This window comes from Ruegeria sp. SATB027 (assembly GCF_059613825.1).
Map to the genome: position 1 here is coordinate 305,315 of NZ_JBXWTH010000028.1, position 16,986 is coordinate 322,300.

Below are 16,986 nucleotides of genomic sequence, written 5' to 3' on the forward strand. Positions count from 1 at the left end.
AGAGGATACAGAAACATGAGTGCTGCCAAGACCGATTTCAATGACCGCCTGCTGTCTCTGGGGCTGGCCAGGGTGGCGGAACAGGCTGCACTGGCCTCGGCTTCGCTGGTAGGCCGGGGCGATGAGAAAGCCGCGGATCAGGCCGCTGTGAACGCAATGCGCGAACAGCTGAACCTGCTGGATATCGCAGGTGTCGTTGTCATCGGTGAAGGCGAGCGCGATGAGGCGCCGATGCTGTATATCGGCGAAGAGGTTGGCACCGGCAATGGCCCCGGTGTGGATATTGCACTGGATCCGCTGGAAGGCACCACGCTGACTGCCAAGGACATGCCGAACGCACTGACCGTCATCGCCATGGGCCCGCGCGGCTCGATGCTGCACGCGCCGGATGTGTATATGGACAAACTGGCGGTTGGCCCGGGGCTGCCTGAAGGTGTCGTCAACCTGGACATGTCGCCACGCGAGCGTGTCGAAGCGCTGGCCAAGGCCAAGGGATGTAAAGCCGCTGACATCACCGTCTGCATTCTGGAACGCCCGCGCCACGAAGCGATGATTGCCGAAGTGCGCGAAACCGGCGCCGCGATCCGTCTGATCACTGATGGTGACGTGGCGGGTGTCATGCATTGCGCTGAAAGCGAAGTAACCGGCATCGACATGTATATGGGCCAGGGTGGCGCGCCCGAGGGTGTGCTGGCCGCCGCTGCGCTGAAATGTATGGGTGGGCAGATCTTTGGTCGCCTGTTGTTCCGTAACGATGACGAACGTGGCCGGGCCGCAAAGGCAGGCATCACCGATCTGGACCGTGTTTATGCACGCGATGAGATGGTGACGGCGGATGTGATCTTTGCCGCCACCGGCGTGACCGGTGGCTCTTTGCTGCCCCGGATCAAGCGCGAGCCCGGCTGGGTGGAAACCACGACGCTGCTGATGCGGTCCAAGACCGGGTCGGTGCGCCGCATGTCCTACCGCACGCCGACATGGCCGCATGACAACACATAACGGCTTGCGCCGTTGCCTTCGGCGAGAGTATTTCTGAAAAGGTGAAGAGGCCGGGTCCGCAAGGGTCCGGCCTTGGCGCATGAGAGGTGAGCAATGAGTTTTCTTGGAGTCGAGCAATCACTGACGGGACGGCTTTGGGTTGGACCCAGCCCGGAGATTGAGCGGGCGGCCGAGATGATGGCGCAACAAACCGACCTGCCCCGTGCCGTTTGCCAGGTTCTGGCCCGGCGCGGCGTGCCCGTATCGGAGGCGCCCGGCTTTCTTGACCCTAAGCTGAGGGAATTGCTGCCTGATCCGCGGGCCATCAAGGATATGGAAGTTGCCGCCACGCGCTTTCTGGAAGCCGTCCGCAATCGTCAGAAAATTGCTGTGTTTGCGGATTACGATGTCGATGGCGGCAGCTCTGCCGCGTTGCTGCTGGTCTGGCTGCGGCAGATGGGCGTGCAGGCGACGCTTTATGTGCCGGACCGGATCGACGAAGGGTATGGCCCCAACGTTCCAGCGATGCAGGAGCTTGCGGCTACGCATGATCTGATCATCTGTGTTGATTGCGGCACGCTCAGCCATGATCCGATTGCGGCGGCGACGGGGGCGGATGTGATCGTTCTGGACCACCATCTGGGGGGCGAGACGCTGCCCGATTGCGTCGCAGTGGTGAACCCAAACCGACAGGATGAAAGCGGCGATCTTGGTTATCTTTGCGCGGCGGGCGTTGTGTTTCTGATGCTGGTCGAGGCCGGTCGGCAGCTGCGTGACGCGGGCGCAAGGGGACCGGACCTGATGGCCCTTCTGGATCTGGTGGCCCTGGCGACCGTTGCCGATGTGGCACCACTGATCGAGGCCAACCGCGCCCTGGTGCGACAGGGGCTGAAAGTGATGGCACAGCGGCAGCGCCCCGGCCTTGTCGCGCTGTCCGATATCTCGCGCATGGATACCGCGCCGAACAGTTATCATCTGGGATTTCTGCTTGGGCCCCGCGTGAATGCCGGTGGACGGATCGGTCAGGCCGATCTGGGTGCGCGCTTGCTGAGCACCGATTCTCTGCACGAGGCGCAGGCGTTGTCCGAACGTCTGGATGCCTTGAACACCGAGCGCCGTGACATTGAAAACACGGTACGTGCCGCCGCGCTGGAGCAAGCCGAGGCGCGTGGCTTGGACGCCCCTTTGGTCTGGGCGGCAGGCGAAGGCTGGCACCCCGGTGTCGTTGGTATCGTGGCCTCTCGGCTGAAGGAGACAGCCGATCGACCGGCGATTGTGATTGGCTTTGACGGGGATGAGGGCAAGGGTTCGGGCCGCTCGGTTTCCGGCGTCGATCTTGGGGCTTCGATCCAGCGTCTGGCGGCCGAAGGGTTGCTGGTCAAAGGAGGTGGCCACAAGATGGCCGCAGGTTTGACCGTCATGCGCAATCAGTTGGAACCCGCAATGGAACGCCTGAGCGAGTTGCTGGCCAGACAAGGGGCGGGCCAGGGTGGACCTGCGGATCTGAAATTGGATGGCGCGTTGATGCCCGGCGCGGCAACCGTGGAACTGATCGAGCAGATCGAACAGGCCGGACCGTTTGGCGCCGGTGCCCCGGCCCCGCGCTATGCGTTGCCTGACCTGCAGGTTCGCTTTGCCAAGCGGGTCGGTGAATCGCATCTGAAACTGTCGCTGACCGATGGAATGGGCGGCGGGCTGGATGCGATTGCCTTTGGTGCTTTTGACGGGCCGATGGGCGAAAAACTGTCAAATCACGGCGGTGCGCGCTTTCATTTTGCGGGTCGGCTAGAGGTCAACACCTGGGGCGGGCGCCAATCTGTGCAGCTCAGGCTGGAGGACGCGGCAGAAGCCCGTTAACACGCGGCTTTGGTGTGCTAAAAAACTTTCCCGTCCCTGCGTTTTTACGCTTGCGGGGGTCACGGCGAAACCGTAAAAGGCCCTCCACAAGCCAGCGTGGCCCGTTCGTCTATCGGTTAGGACGCCAGGTTTTCAACCTGGAAAGAGGGGTTCGATTCCCCTACGGGCTGCCATTTGCGCTTGTGACCTGATACCAAGTGGCCCGTTCGTCTATCGGTTAGGACGCCAGGTTTTCAACCTGGAAAGAGGGGTTCGATTCCCCTACGGGCTGCCACTCTTCCTTAGCTTCTTCCATCCCAAAGCAGTACGACCATCCGGGCCGCGTCTGGAAACTGCAATCTAACTGTCATCAGCGATCTGAATTTCGATGCCCCAACGGTCAAGGAATCTGGCCACCCCACCCTTTGGCACGGCATCCGTGACCAGCGAATGCACCAGCCGAGGGTCCGGCCCCACATAAGGTGCCCTTTCACCAAACTTGGAATGCGCTGCAGCCATGACAACCTGGTCCGCACACCTGACCACCACCGATGCAAGATCCGCTTCGACCGCGCTGTGATACAGAAACCCTTTGCTGTCTGAAATCGCGTCCGTGCTCAGGATCACGATGTCAAAGGCATAGCGTTGCAGCTGCTTGTGGGTGACGTGACCAAACGTCCCCCTTTCATCGATCTGCAACTCACCCCCCAAAAGGTGCACACGGTTTCCGTTGACCCCGGCCAAGGTCTGCACGACACCGATGGAGTTGCTGACAACCGTGAGGTTGCTGACCTGTCGCAGCTCTTCCGCGACGAAAGCGGTTGTCGATCCCACATCCAGGAAAACGGTCATCTGATCGCGAACCAGTTTCGCGGTATGCCCGGCGATCAAACGCTTTTCATCAGCGTCTTGTGATATCCGGTGAAAGAAGTTGGGGGCGCCCTGCACTCCGGCAAGGTAAGCTCCGCCATGAACGCGTTCGACCGTACCCGCCTTTGACAAGGCTTTGATCGTTCGGCGCACCGTCTCTTCGGATACGCCGAGCATATTCGCCAGATCCGAATTCCGGGCCGTTCCACCCAAACGTCTGAGGGCATCAAGCAATTCCAGCTCACGATGGGTGTTAAGGGTATTCTTCTTCACGAACCGGCTCCGGAATTTTTCTTCATATGGACACGGAATACCGTGAACGGCAAGGCAGTGCTACATCCGCATTGCCACAACTGGCCTTTTGTCGGAACGGATTGGTGCCATGTGAGCACTGAGTTTCAGCAGTAGTGATCCGGGAAGCTGGTTTGCCTGACTTCTCACGAGTGCCGGATCAGTGTCCATGCCTCTCGCAACGCGAATGCAATTCAACGCACCCTCTGTCATCTCTTGCTTGCAACGGGTCTCAGTGGAGTTCCCTATCTCCCTCGCGGAGAAATTTTGAAATTTCGATAACATAATTATATAGTTACAATCATTTACAACGGTGGAAACAAATTCAATTCATGCGGCCCCGAAGTGCCTGAACGTCAATTACTAAAAATTTAGTTTGACACATACGCAAAAAATCGCTGATGCTGTTCTGCATCCGGTTCCCGCCGGAGAACCATAATTTTTGGGAGGAGACAGATGCGGAGACATCTACTTTCCGCAGTGGCGGCGGCTGCCGTCATTGCGGGGCACGGGTCCGCTTGGGCCGACGAAGCCGCAGCACAACGTTGGATCGACGACGAATTCCAGCCATCGACCTTGTCGAAAGACGAACAGATGGCCGAGATGCAATGGTTTATCCAAGCTGCACAGCCCTACGCTGGCATGGAAATCAACGTCCTGTCCGAAGGTATTCCGACGCATTCCTACGAGTCGGAGGTTCTGACCAAGGCGTTTGAAGAAATCACCGGCATCAAGGTCAATCACCAGATCCTTGGCGAAGGCGAAGTGGTCCAGGCTGTTCAGACCCAGATGCAGACAGGTCGGAACCTGTATGACGGCTATGTCAACGACAGTGACCTGATTGGTACCCACTCGCGTCTGCAACTGGCCTATCCGCTGACCGACATGATGGGCGGCGACTGGGCGGCGACAACCTCGCCGACAATCGATCTGGATGACTTCATGGGCATTCAGTTCACCACCGGGCCGGACGGCAAGCTGTATCAGCTGCCCGACCAGCAGTTTGCGAACCTTTACTGGTTCCGCAAGGACTGGTTCGATGACGAGGCCAACAAGGCCGCGTTCAAAGAGAAATACGGCTATGATCTGGGCGTTCCGGTCAACTGGTCGGCCTATGAAGACATCGCCGAGTTCTTCACCAATGACGTGAAAGAAGTCGACGGCGTTGCGATCTACGGCCACATGGACTACGGCAAGCGCGCGCCCGACCTTGGCTGGCGCATGACCGACGCCTGGCTTTCGATGGCCGGTGCTGGTGACAAGGGCGAGCCGAATGGTATTCCGGTTGACGAATGGGGCATCCGCATGGAAGCGGGCACCTGTAACCCGGTCGGTGCCTCGGTGTCGCGCGGTGGTGCTGCAAATGGTCCGGCTGCGGTCTATGCGATCCGCAAATGGGACGAATGGCTGCGGGCCTATGCGCCTCCGGGTGCCGCGTCTTATGACTTCTACCAGTCGCTGCCGGCACTGAGCCAAGGCAACGTGGCCCAGCAGATCTTCTGGTACACCGCCTTCACCGCCGACATGGTCAAGCCGAAATCCGAAGGCAACAACACTGTGGATGACGAAGGCACGCCGCTGTGGCGGATGGCGCCCAGCCCGCACGGCCCCTATTGGGAAGAAGGCCAGAAGGTTGGTTACCAAGACGTGGGCTCCTGGACATTCCTCAAATCGACCCCCTCGGATCGTGCCCAGGCAGCCTGGCTTTATGCCCAGTTCGTGACCTCCAAAACTGTCGATGTGAAGAAGTCCCATGTGGGTCTGACCTTCATCCGCGACAGCTCGGTCAACCACGAGTCGTTCACCGAACGCGCCCCCAAGCTGGGTGGTCTGGTCGAGTTCTACCGCTCGCCTGACCGCGTGGCATGGTCGCCGACCGGCATCAACGTGCCGGACTATCCGAAGCTGGCCCAGATCTGGTGGCAGCAGATCGGTGACGTGAATTCGGGCGCCTTCACCCCGCAAGAGGCGATGGATCGTCTGGCCGAAGAGATGGACATCACCATGGCACGTATGCAGGCCGCGGATGAAAGCGCCGGTGTTTATGGCGGCTGTGGTCCACGCCTGAACGAGCCGCAGGACCCATCTTTCTGGCTGGAAAAAGCGGGCTCGCCCAAGGCCAAGCTTGAGAACGAAAAGCCGCAAGGCCAGACCGTCAACTATGACGAACTGGTTAAGCGCTGGCAGTCTCAATAAGCTGTTGAAACCCGGGGGTGCCGCGTCAGGCACCCCCACCTCAAGACCAGTGCACCGCACTGAAGGACCGGAACCCACGGACATGATCGAACTTCAAGACGCGACCAAAAGGGTCGGCAACGTCATCCATATCAAGCCCACAAACCTGACCCTTCAAATAGGCCACTTCAACGTGCTGCTGGGCGCGACGGGCTCGGGCAAGACCTCTCTGATCAAGATGATGGCCGGGCTGGACCCGATCGCCTCGGGCAAGGTCCTGATGGATGGGCAGGACGTCACACGGCTGAATACGCAAAAGCGGAAAATCAGCCTCGTGCACCAGTTCTTCGTGAACTACCCGCATATGACCGTATTCGACAATATCGCCTCGCCCCTGCGTGTGGCAGGCATGGCGCAGTCCGAGATCGAAGGCCGCGTGGAAGAGGCCGCCGACCTGCTGCAACTGCGCCCGATGCTGCACCGCCGCCCGCACGAGCTGTCGGGTGGGCAACAACAACGGACCGCGCTGGCGCGTGCCATTGCCAAAGAAAGCCGCGCCGTCTTCCTTGATGAGCCGCTGGCGAACCTTGATTATAAACTGCGCGAAGAGCTGCGCGAACAACTGCCCGATCTGTTCGCTGGTCGCGGGGCCGTCGTTGTCTACGCCACCTCGGAGCCTGAAGAGGCATTGCTGTTGGGAGGCTACACCGCACTGATGGAAGACGGCCGTGTGACCCAGTTCGGCCCAACCACCGACATCTACCGTAATCCGGAAAACATTGCTGCGGCGCGTGTATTCTCGGATCCGCCTATCAATGTGGCTCGTATCACCGTTGCCAGCGCCCGTGCGCAGTTGGCAGGTAATGTCGGCTGGGCAGTCTCGGACATGTCCGACGGGGAATATATGGTCGCCGTGCGCCCTCATCGCGTGACGCCATTTCGTACGTCTGACGCCGATGTCGAACTGACCGGACGTGTGATCGTGACCGAACTGTCAGGTTCTGATTCCAGCGCGCATTTCCAGCATGGTGATGAAGCCTGGGTTTCACTCGCCGCTGGTGTGCATCCCTATCAGGTCGGTGAAGATCACAGTTTCTACATGAACCCGGCGCATTGCCGGTACTTCAGCCAAGACGGCAAAAGGGTGGCCTGACATGGCACAGATCAAGCTTTCAAACCTTCGACACAGCTATATGCCGTCACCAAAAGGCCCCGAGGATTATGCGCTGAAGGAAATCGACGTGACATGGCGCGATGGCGGGGCCTATGCGCTTTTGGGGCCATCAGGTTGTGGCAAGTCCACGCTGCTGAACATCATATCCGGTCTTCTTACCCCCTCGGAAGGTCGGATACTGTTCGATGATAAGGACGTCACCGCCCTGCCCCCGGACCAACGCAACATCGCGCAGGTCTTTCAGTTCCCGGTGATCTACGACACGATGACCGTGGGCGAAAACCTGGCCTTCCCGTTGAAGAACCGGGGTGTCGACGCCGAAACCATCAAGCGTCGCGTTCTGGAAATCGCCGAGATGTTGGACGTCACGGACATGCTGAACACCCGCGCGTCAGGTCTGAGCCCGGACAACAAACAGAAGATCTCGATGGGTCGCGGCCTTGTTCGCGACGACGTGAATGCGGTGATGTTTGATGAACCGCTGACCGTGATCGACCCGCACCTGAAATGGAAACTGCGGTCCAAGCTGAAAGAGCTGCATCAGCGCGTGCGGGCAACCATGATCTACGTGACGCACGACCAGACCGAGGCGCTGACCTTCGCCGACGAGGTGGTGGTAATGCAGGACGGTGAAGTGGTTCAGATCGGAACGCCGGTCGAACTTTTCGAACGGCCACAGCACACATTTGTCGGCCATTTCATCGGCTCGCCGGGTATGAATGTCCTTCCATGTGAAGCCAAAGGCGACCGCGCCGTTTTTGAAGGGCACGAGGTCATGCTGGAAGGTCCCACACATGGTGACGGCGGCCGTACCGATCTGGGTATCCGCCCGGAATATGTAGGTTTCGGCGACACCGGCATTCCGGCACATGTGACCAAGGTCGCCGATATCGGCCGCCACTATGTGGTCAGCGCCGTGGTCGGCAACACCGCCCTCAAGGTTGTGACCGAACACAGTGTACCGGAACCGGGATCACAGGTCTTCTTGCAATTCAAACCCGAACAATCCCGCGTCTACCGCGACGGCTGGATCGCAACTCAGGAGCGGGCGCAATGAGAACGGAAAACCAAAAAGCATGGTTCTTTGTCCTGCCCGTTCTTGCGCTGGTGGCGTTCAACGCGCTGGTGCCCATGATGACGGTGGTCAACTACTCGGTGCAGGAAACATTCGGCAACAACCAGTTCTTCTGGGAAGGTTTGGGCTGGTTCGAACAGATCCTGCGATCCGACCGGTTTCAGGCAGCACTTGGTCGGCAATTCCTATTCACCTTCCTAATCCTGCTGATCGAGGTGCCCTTGGGCATCATCGTTGCCCTGTCTATGCCGCGCAAGGGCTTTTGGGTGCCGGTCTGTCTGGTGCTGATGGCTTTGCCGATGCTGATTCCATGGAACGTTGTGGGTTCGATGTGGAACATCTTCACCCTGCCCAAGATCGGATTGCTGGGATATTTCCTGAATGACGTGCTGGGTGTCAACTATGACATGACGCAACAGCCGCTTTCGGCCTGGATCACCGTCATCGTCATGGATGTGTGGCACTGGACCTCGCTGGTCGTGCTGCTGTGCTATGCCGGCCTCGTGTCGATCCCCGACGCCTATTATCAGGCCGCCAAGATCGACGGCGCCAGCCCGTGGTCGGTGTTCCGCTATATCCAGTTGCCCAAGATGAAGACGGTTCTGACCATCGCTGTTTTGCTGCGGTTCATGGACAGCTTCAACATCTATACTGAGCCATTCGTGCTGACCGGCGGCGGTCCCGGCAACTCGACCACCCTGCTGTCGATTGACCTTGTGAAGATCGCACTGGGGCAGTTCGACCTTGGCCCGGCGGCAGCGATGAGCCTGATCTACTTCGCCATCACGCTGCTGGTGTCGTGGCTCTTCTACACTCTGATGACAAAGGACGACGCAGAATGAAAAAGCGGTCCATCATCCCGATCCTCTATATCGCGTTCCTGATGCTGCCGATCTATTGGCTGGTGGCGATGTCCTTCAAGACAACGAACGAGATTCTGTCGGGCTTTTCCCTGTTTCCCCAGACTTTTACGCTGGAAAACTATTTTACCATCTTCACAGACCCAACCTGGTACTGGGGTTACATCAACTCGATCACCTATGTGACTCTGAACACAGTGCTTTCCGTCTGCGTTGCCTTGCCTGCGGCTTATGCGTTCTCGCGCTATCGGTTCCTCGGTGACAAGCAACTGTTCTTCTGGCTATTGACCAACCGCATGGCCCCAGCGGCGGTGTTCGCCCTGCCGTTCTTCCAGCTCTATTCGTCGATCCACCTTTTCGACACCTATCTGGCCGTGGCTTTGGCCCATACGCTGTTCAACGTGCCGCTGGCGGTGTGGATTCTGGAAGGGTTCATGCGTGGTATCCCAAAGGAGCTGGATGAAACCGCCTATGTGGATGGATATTCGTTCCCGCGCTTCTTCGTGACAATCTTCCTGCCCAACATCAAGGCAGGTGTCGGTGTCGCGGCGTTCTTCTGCTTTATGTTCTCATGGGTGGAAATGCTGCTGGCCAAGACCCTGACCGCGGTCGAGGCCAAACCCATCGCTGCTGTGATGACCCGTACAGCATCCAGTGCCGGGTACGAATTGGGTCTGCTGGCCGCCGCGGGCACCCTGACCATCATCCCCGGTGCCATCGTCATCTGGTTTGTTCGCAACTACATCGCGCGTGGCTTCGCGATGGGACGTGTGTGAGGTTCGACATGCGAAAACTGCTTCTCACCCTCCCCTTCCTGCCCTCAACAGCCTTTGCCCAGGCCAAGGCCGGATGGGGCAATGTCGGACAGGAGGCCGAAAAAGGGTTCTCGTGGACGGACCCCCTTTGGCCTGATTTCTGGATGGCATGGACACCTGCCACGCTGGCCGTGTTTGTCGGTATCTTCTCGGCCATAGCATGCATTGGCTTGCTGGAGGGCTTTAAATTCCGCGACGGAATTGAACGGCGCGGGGTTCTGGGGCTGACAACCACGCTGGGGGATCGCCTGTTCATCACCCTTCTGGGGGCCGCATATATTTTCCTGGCGTGGCTTGGATTGGTCGGGCAACCCGTCTGGACACCGCTGTTCCTCTCCATTGGCTGGGGCGTTTTTGTTTTCTGGAAAGTTTAGACTTTGAGAAATCGCGAAAGGATGCTTGTCTGTCAGGCATACTAACCATGACGACACCGAGACCAATGCGAAAGAAAAAGACAACAAATCTGCTGACCGAGGTCGAACTGGAGTTCATGAACGAGCTCTGGGCCCTCGGGCAAGGCTCGGTGCGTGATGTCCTGGACCGCCTGCCATCAGAACGCAACCTGGCCTATACATCCGGGGCCACGATCCTGCGCATTCTGGACGAGAAGGGTTTTGTGGAAAGCCACAAGTCTGGAAAGACCCTGATCTATACGCCGCTTCTGGAAAAGGACAGATATCAGGCCCGTTCGCTTCAAAATCTGTCGCGCACGCTTTTCGACGACACCCCCGCCACACTGGTGGCGCGGCTGGTCGACGACGCGGGGCTGAGCGAAGCCGACCTGGAGGAGATTCGAGCACTGGTAGAGAGGAGACTGCAAAATGACAGCGGTTAGACCGGTTCTCGACGCATTCATCGAACTCAACATCGTGCTGGCCTTTTCGGCAGTCATCTGGCTGGTGACCCGCACGGCCCTAAGCCGCACCGCCCTGCGCAATGGCTATGTCGCACAGTTGCGGGCGCTCAAGACCTTGTGCATCTGTGTCCTTGCCAGCCCGTTTCTGGCGGTTTGCGTGTCGTCGCTGGCGACTTACGCTTGGCCGGGCAGTGCCGTGGCCCTTGGCGATATCGCCGTTGCAGCCTATCTGCGCGGTGACATCGCAATGCCTGCCACGCAGTTCGAAGCACTACTGAACACCCGCGAAAGGTGGGTTGATCTGGCATTGTCCGGACAGCAGCCTGTGATCACCATCGTTGCCGCCATACTTGCCTGTATCGCAGCCGTGTACGCCGCGCGTGCCTTGCGGGACGCAATGACGATCCGTCAGACTGTCAATTCCAGTTTTCTTTGGCGGCGGTCCGCCAAGGTGGATATTCGACTTTCCGATCGCATCACTGTGCCCTTTGCCGTGCGAGGACTTCGCCGCCGCCACGTCGTTCTGCCCAGCCATCTGCTGGACACCCCGCGCGAGTTGCGTTTTGCACTTGCCCACGAGTTTCAGCATATCCGTACGGGTGACGTCGAATGGGAACTGGGGTTTGAGCTGCTGCGTCCGCTGTTGTTCTGGAACCCGGCCTATCTGATGCTCAAGTATCAGTTCGGCCGGCTGCGCGAGTTGGCCTGCGACCAGTCGGTTGTTGCGCGCAAACGGATTGATGCGCGGGAATACACGGCGTGCCTGCTGGACTATTGCGCCCGGACAATCTCAACCAACAGCCCACGCGTTCTGAATGTTGCTTTTGTGACTGGCGGCAAGGCAAAACGCGTGTTGCGGCAACGTGTAATCGCGCTGACCGATGTTCAGCCATCGGTACCTGCCCTACCGGCAGTGTTCCTTGGAATGACACTGGTCTTTGGTGCGCTTTTGGCTCTGGGGTCGGCCTCAATCCAGCAGACACGGGATTGGAGCCATGACCGCCTGATGCTGTCGACAGTGGTCAACCTGGAACGGCTGGAAGCGCGCAATCAGGGGAACTGACCTGATCGCTTACCAGCCGCGACGCCCGAACAGCGAGTGAAGCCGCCCCTGATCGGCAAAAGGCTCGGGCGTTTGCACGCGTTCCAGCCGTGCCACTACGCGCGCGACAAGAACCCATCCTATGACAGCAAAGATTACGCCCCCAAAAGCCTGACCCAATAGAACGCCCGACGCCCCGGCGATTTGTGAGCCAATCGTGGCAAACACCCATGTGCCAATGGTGTGACGACCCCAGTTTATCCATGTGGAATAGACCGGATGGCCCAGATTGTTGAAACTGGCATTTGTCACAAAAATCACACCATTGAAGAACGACGCCAATGCCAGCGGGCCGCAGAACAGATAAATCAGTACGCGCGTTTCCCCCTGGGCTGCGAACAAATTCGCAATTGGCGAACGCAGCAAGAACAGAATGGCCGACATGCAAAGAACGTAGATTGCGGTGAACTTGATCCCGGCCATAAACGCAGCGCGCACGCGATCAAATTTTTCTGCCCCGAAATTCTGCCCGATGATTGGCCCTATCGCGCCGGACAGCGCAAAGATGACCGAAAACGCCACCGGCAACAGCCGCCCAATCACCGCCATGCCCGCAACCGCATCCGTTCCAAACTGTGCAATTTCCCGCACTACGATGGCATTCCCGATCGGCGTGGCGACATTCGTCAGAACGGCAGGGATTGCGATGGCCCGCACGGGCCGAAAATCCTGTGCCACCTGTTTCAGCGATGGGCGTGCAAATCCCTGATGCACCCGCAGCGCGGGCCACAATGCTGCGCCTAACATACATAGCCGCGCCAGAACCGAGGCTATCGCGGCCCCATCCAACCCCAGTCCAACGGCAAATATCAAAATCGGGTCAAGAACTGCATTCACAACGCCGCCGTAAATCGTTGCCATCATCGATCGTCGCGCATCGCCGTGGGCGCGCAGCACAGCCATCGCTGCCATCGCAATCGACATCACCCACATGGTCGGCAGAATGATCGACACATAGCGCGTCGCCAGCCGCAAAACCTCGCCCTTTGCGCCAAGCAGCGACAGCAGAAAACTGACGTTCAGCAACACCAGAACAGAGGTTACCAACCCGACGATCAGCCCCAGAACGGCGACACTGGATGCGTATTGCCTTGCCTGTTCAGCCCGCCCGCCGCCCAACTCACGCGCGACCAGCGCCCCGGCAGAAATCGACAGACCGATATTGATTGCGTTGGTGAAAAACAGCAGCGTCCCGGCATAACCTACCGCTGCGGCCAGCGCGTCGTTGCCCAGCATCGAGATAAAGACCATATCGACAAAATCGACAGCAAATATCGCCATCAATCCAATGCTCGTGGTCAGCGACATGCGCGTCACATGTAGCATCAGGTTGCCACTTAGAAAGATTGCCTTACCTGCCGATTTTTCCACCAAGTCTTTGGTCGTCCCACCTGCGCGACCCGGACGGGCCCATGATGCCACTGCGTTCGACAAGGGAAAGCCCCGGACAACGCCTAAGTAAACTCACGCGTTTCCGGGGCTTTGTACACCGAATATTTCAGTTCAGGCTCAGCCGACCGGAATTACACAAAGCGGTTCACGTAGTTCTCAAGCACTTCCTGACGCCCCGAGCGTGGCTGAGGATTGAGGTCTTCGGCAAGCACCCGCGCTGCAATCTCGTCGAGGCCAGAGGTTAGCATCGCCTGAGCCTTGGGTGTTTTCCAGCCTGCATACCGGTCGGCCAGCGCCTGTTCCAGACCACCATCTTCAAGCATCGCAGCTGCCGCTTTCAGGCCCCGGGCGCAGATATCCATCCCGCCCACATGCGCCGCGATCAGGTCTTCGGCATCAATGGATTGCCTGCGAAGCTTGGCGTCGAAATTGGTACCACCCGTGGTAAACCCGCCCGCTTTCAGGATGTGGTAATAAGCCAGCGCGACTTCAGGCGTGTTGTTGGGGAACTGATCCGTATCCCACCCGGACTGGTAATCGTTCCGGTTCATGTCGATGGATCCAAGCATACCTTCGGCCGAGGCAACAGCGATCTCATGTTCAAAGCTGTGTCCTGCCAGGATTGCGTGCCCTTGTTCCAGGTTCAGCTTGATTTCATCCTCAAGGCCGTACTTGCGCAGGAAACCGATGCAGGTTGCCGCATCGAAATCATATTGATGCTTGGACGGCTCCTGCGGTTTGGGTTCTACAAGGATCGTGCCGTTGAAGCCGATCTTGTGCTTGTACTCGACCACCATGTTCAGGAACCGGCCCATATGATCCAGTTCGGCCTTCATGTCGGTATTGAGCAGCGTCTCGTAGCCCTCGCGCCCGCCCCAAAGCACATAATTCTCGCCGCCAAGCTTGTGGGTCGCGTCCAAACAGGATTTCACCGTGGCGGCGGCAAATGCAAAGACATCAGGGTCGGGGTTGGTGCTGGCACCCCCCATCCAGCGACGGTGGCTGAACATATTGGCTGTGCCCCACAACAGCTTGGTTCCGGACACCTGCATCTTTTCACCGATATAGTCAGTGATCTCATTCAGCGTTCGCAGGTTTTCTGCAAAACTGCCCTGTTCGGGACGGACATCCGCGTCATGCCAGCAGAAATAGGGCTGGCCAATGATCTCGAACATCTCAAAGGCAACATCGGCCTTCATTTTGGCGCGGCCCATGTCATCTTGCGGATGCCATGGACGTTCAAAAGTCGAGCCGCCAAACGGATCCCCGCCTTCCCAGGCAAACGAGTGCCACCACGCCACGGCAAAACGCAGGTGATCCTCCATACGCTTACCCATCACGATCTCGTCCGGGTTGTAGTGACGGAATGCGAGCGGGTTCTTACTGTTCTCGCCCTCGAATTGGACCTGCTCGATCCCCTGAAAGAAACCGCTCGTCATCTCGTTTACCTCATTCCGTTTTTTCGCCGGGCTTCTTGCCCAGAATGATCATCGACAACAGATCGTCATCCGTGACATCAGCGATGTCGACAGTGCCAACCAGTTGCCCGTTTTTCATGACCGAAGCCCGGTCGCACAACTCCATCACTGCATGCACGTCGTGGTCGATCAGGAAAATCCCGATCCCCTGCGCCTTGAGCTGCTGGATCAGGTCCGCCACCATCTGTGTTTCGTGTGGGCCAAGCGCGGCTGTGGGCTCGTCCATGATCAGGATACGCGCGTTGAAGTACACCGCACGCGCGATGGCCACCGACTGCCGCTGACCGCCGGATAACGCCGAGACCGGGTCATTGAACTTCTGAAAGTTCGGGTTCAACTGTGCCATGATCTTGCGGCATTCGGCCTCCATCGCGGCATCGTTGACCAACCCGAAGGGCGTGACCATCTCCCGCCCCAGGAAAAGGTTCGAACTTGCATCCAGATTGTCCGCCAAGGCCAGCGTCTGATAGATCGTCTCGATATTGTTGGCACGCGCATCGCGGGGGTTGTTGATCTCAACCTTCTTGCCGTCGATCAGAATCTCTCCGTGGTCCATCTGATAGGCACCCGAAAGCACCTTGATCAGCGTAGATTTACCGGCCCCGTTGTGGCCCAGAAGACCCACAACCTCGCCCGGGTACAAGTCGACCGAGACACGGTCCACCGCCTTGATGCCGCCGAACGAAATTGAGATATCGCGCATTTCGACAAGCGGAGGCTGGCCGGACCCACGGCCCGAAGTTTGGTTCTGTGTTTCTTGTGCTTGCATCATTTCGCTCCCAGACGTTTGCGATAGACGATGTCGATATAGACGGCCAAAACCAGAACGGTGCCCACGACGATGTTCTGAAACGGTGCGTCCACGCCAACCATCGCCATGCCCGATTGCAGCGCCTGCATGATCAGCGCGCCAAGGATCGCGCCGTAAATCGTACCGATACCGCCGGACAGGGCGGTGCCGCCGATCACGGCCGCAGCAATCACGCGAAGCTCATCCAATGTGCCGATATCGTTCGAGTGGTTGGCCAGACGGGCCGAGGCCACGACCGCCGACAGCGCACACAGGAACCCCATCAGCGCAAAGATCTTGACGGTCATCATGCGGGTATTGATGCCCGACAGTTCCGCCGCATCCGGGTTGCCCCCCGTGGCAAAGATATAGCGGCCAAATCGGGTTTTGCGGGCCACAACAGTCAAGGTTACTGCAACAAGGATCAGGATCAGAACCGAGATCGGGATACCGTAACCCACAACAAGCCCTTCAGGCATGGTCTCGCCCCGCGCTTCGAACATACGTTCCAGCCTGCGTGTGGGGATCGAGTAACTGTTGACGATCAAGACATAGCCTATAATGGCGATGCCAATGATCCCCGCCAAAGTTGTTTCGGCCCAAACCGGTTTCACAGGGAACCCATGGGCAGCCTTGGAGCGGCGTCCGCTCCACAACGCCCAGACCGCAATAGCGGTGGCGGCAAGGCCGAACAGAAGGCTAGCCGTTGTTCCCAACGTCCCGTTGGTTCCGCCAAATATCAGGAACGTGCTGTCCAGCGGGCCGATTGTCTGGCCGTCTGTCATGTACCAGGCGACGTTGCGCCAGACCAGAAAACCGCCAAGCGTCACGATAAAGGCCGGTATGGTCAGATAGCCTACCATCCAACCGTGGAATGCGCCGATCAAGGTTCCGACTGCGAGGCCGACAACAAGGGTGATTGCCCAAGTCGCCGGGTGATTTAAACCTAACCCCAGCACGTTCGGCAGAAGTTCGGTCTGTGTCATCGCCATGACGGCGGATGTGGTCGCCAGCAGCGCGCCGACCGAAAGATCAATGTGGCGCATCACGATAATGAACACCATGCCGCAGGCCATTATCGCGACCGAGACGGTCTGGATCGACAGGTTGAACAGGTTTCTGGGCGTCAGAAAACGGCCATCCGTTACGATGTTGAAGCCGATGCACAGGATGATGAAGGCGCCGATCATGCCCAATAGCCGCATGTCCAGTTCCAGTTGCTGGAACAGGTTGGCCTTTGCTTTTTGGGGTACCGGCTGAGACGAAGTTTCGGTCATATCCGATCTTTCATGTT

The 16,986-nt window shown here is 58.5% G+C and carries 15 protein-coding genes and 2 tRNA genes; 12 read left to right on the forward strand and 5 right to left on the reverse strand.

What is annotated here, in order from left to right:
• Positions 1–15 precede the first annotated feature (15 nt).
• The 4 genes from glpX (at position 16) to AC2FPW_RS06750 (ending at position 3,109) form a co-directional block, all read left to right on the forward strand.
• The gene (gene glpX / locus AC2FPW_RS06735) at positions 16–999 is read left to right on the forward strand and encodes a class II fructose-bisphosphatase (RefSeq protein ID WP_267366140.1); all 984 of its coding nucleotides are present in this window, start codon (positions 16–18) and stop codon (positions 997–999) included.
• 93 nt (positions 1,000–1,092) lie between these two features.
• Positions 1,093–2,835, forward strand: a complete 1,743-nt coding sequence (gene recJ, locus AC2FPW_RS06740) for a single-stranded-DNA-specific exonuclease RecJ (protein WP_496812928.1) — start codon at positions 1,093–1,095, stop codon at positions 2,833–2,835.
• A 98-nt stretch (positions 2,836–2,933) separates the two neighbouring features.
• Positions 2,934–3,008: transfer RNA gene (locus AC2FPW_RS06745), tRNA-Glu, on the forward strand.
• Positions 3,009–3,034: 26 nt separating this feature from the next.
• Positions 3,035–3,109: transfer RNA gene (locus tag AC2FPW_RS06750), tRNA-Glu, on the forward strand.
• 65 nt (positions 3,110–3,174) lie between these two features.
• On the opposite strand, the gene AC2FPW_RS06755 is transcribed toward AC2FPW_RS06750, so the two are convergent.
• On the reverse strand, positions 3,175–3,957 hold the full coding sequence (locus tag AC2FPW_RS06755; RefSeq protein WP_480476380.1) for a DeoR/GlpR family DNA-binding transcription regulator: 783 nt from the start codon (positions 3,955–3,957) through the stop codon (positions 3,175–3,177).
• A gap of 474 nt (positions 3,958–4,431) precedes the next feature.
• On the opposite strand from AC2FPW_RS06755, the gene AC2FPW_RS06760 reads away from it, so the two are divergent.
• From AC2FPW_RS06760 to AC2FPW_RS06795, 8 genes are all read left to right on the forward strand, one after another.
• The gene (locus AC2FPW_RS06760) at positions 4,432–6,171 is read left to right on the forward strand and encodes an ABC transporter substrate-binding protein (protein ID WP_209504332.1); all 1,740 of its coding nucleotides are present in this window, start codon (positions 4,432–4,434) and stop codon (positions 6,169–6,171) included.
• An 82-nt stretch (positions 6,172–6,253) separates the two neighbouring features.
• A complete protein-coding gene (locus AC2FPW_RS06765) occupies positions 6,254–7,303 on the forward strand; it encodes an ABC transporter ATP-binding protein (protein WP_496812930.1) in 1,050 nt (349 codons plus the stop codon).
• A 1-nt stretch (position 7,304) separates the two neighbouring features.
• Positions 7,305–8,381 (forward strand): ABC transporter ATP-binding protein, encoded by a 1,077-nt coding sequence (locus tag AC2FPW_RS06770; protein WP_496812931.1) that lies wholly within the window; start codon positions 7,305–7,307, stop codon positions 8,379–8,381.
• Positions 8,378–9,241, forward strand: coding sequence for a carbohydrate ABC transporter permease (locus tag AC2FPW_RS06775; RefSeq protein WP_496812932.1), 864 nt, complete (start codon positions 8,378–8,380; stop codon positions 9,239–9,241). The genes AC2FPW_RS06770 and AC2FPW_RS06775 overlap by 4 nt, the downstream gene beginning before the upstream one ends.
• On the forward strand, positions 9,238–10,035 hold the full coding sequence (locus AC2FPW_RS06780; protein WP_496812933.1) for a carbohydrate ABC transporter permease: 798 nt from the start codon (positions 9,238–9,240) through the stop codon (positions 10,033–10,035). Before AC2FPW_RS06775 ends, AC2FPW_RS06780 begins: the two co-directional genes overlap by 4 nt.
• A gap of 8 nt (positions 10,036–10,043) precedes the next feature.
• Positions 10,044–10,448 (forward strand): DUF2160 domain-containing protein, encoded by a 405-nt coding sequence (locus tag AC2FPW_RS06785; RefSeq protein ID WP_480583453.1) that lies wholly within the window; start codon positions 10,044–10,046, stop codon positions 10,446–10,448.
• 65 nt (positions 10,449–10,513) lie between these two features.
• Positions 10,514–10,909, forward strand: a complete 396-nt coding sequence (locus AC2FPW_RS06790; protein WP_209504337.1) for a BlaI/MecI/CopY family transcriptional regulator — start codon at positions 10,514–10,516, stop codon at positions 10,907–10,909.
• Positions 10,896–11,993 (forward strand): M56 family metallopeptidase, encoded by a 1,098-nt coding sequence (locus AC2FPW_RS06795; protein WP_496812935.1) that lies wholly within the window; start codon positions 10,896–10,898, stop codon positions 11,991–11,993. The genes AC2FPW_RS06790 and AC2FPW_RS06795 overlap by 14 nt, the downstream gene beginning before the upstream one ends.
• A gap of 9 nt (positions 11,994–12,002) precedes the next feature.
• On the opposite strand, the gene AC2FPW_RS06800 is transcribed toward AC2FPW_RS06795, so the two are convergent.
• From AC2FPW_RS06800 to AC2FPW_RS06815, 4 genes are all read right to left on the reverse strand, one after another.
• A complete protein-coding gene (locus tag AC2FPW_RS06800; protein WP_496812987.1) occupies positions 12,003–13,358 on the reverse strand; it encodes an MATE family efflux transporter in 1,356 nt (451 codons plus the stop codon).
• 197 nt (positions 13,359–13,555) lie between these two features.
• Positions 13,556–14,863, reverse strand: coding sequence for a xylose isomerase (xylA, locus tag AC2FPW_RS06805; protein WP_496812936.1), 1,308 nt, complete (start codon positions 14,861–14,863; stop codon positions 13,556–13,558).
• Positions 14,864–14,873: 10 nt separating this feature from the next.
• On the reverse strand, positions 14,874–15,671 hold the full coding sequence (locus AC2FPW_RS06810; protein ID WP_267364642.1) for an ATP-binding cassette domain-containing protein: 798 nt from the start codon (positions 15,669–15,671) through the stop codon (positions 14,874–14,876).
• Positions 15,671–16,969: a sugar ABC transporter permease gene (locus tag AC2FPW_RS06815; protein WP_496812938.1), complete on the reverse strand. Its 1,299-nt coding sequence runs from the start codon at positions 16,967–16,969 to the stop codon at positions 15,671–15,673. The genes AC2FPW_RS06810 and AC2FPW_RS06815 overlap by 1 nt, the downstream gene beginning before the upstream one ends.
• Positions 16,970–16,986: the final 17 nt, after the last annotated feature.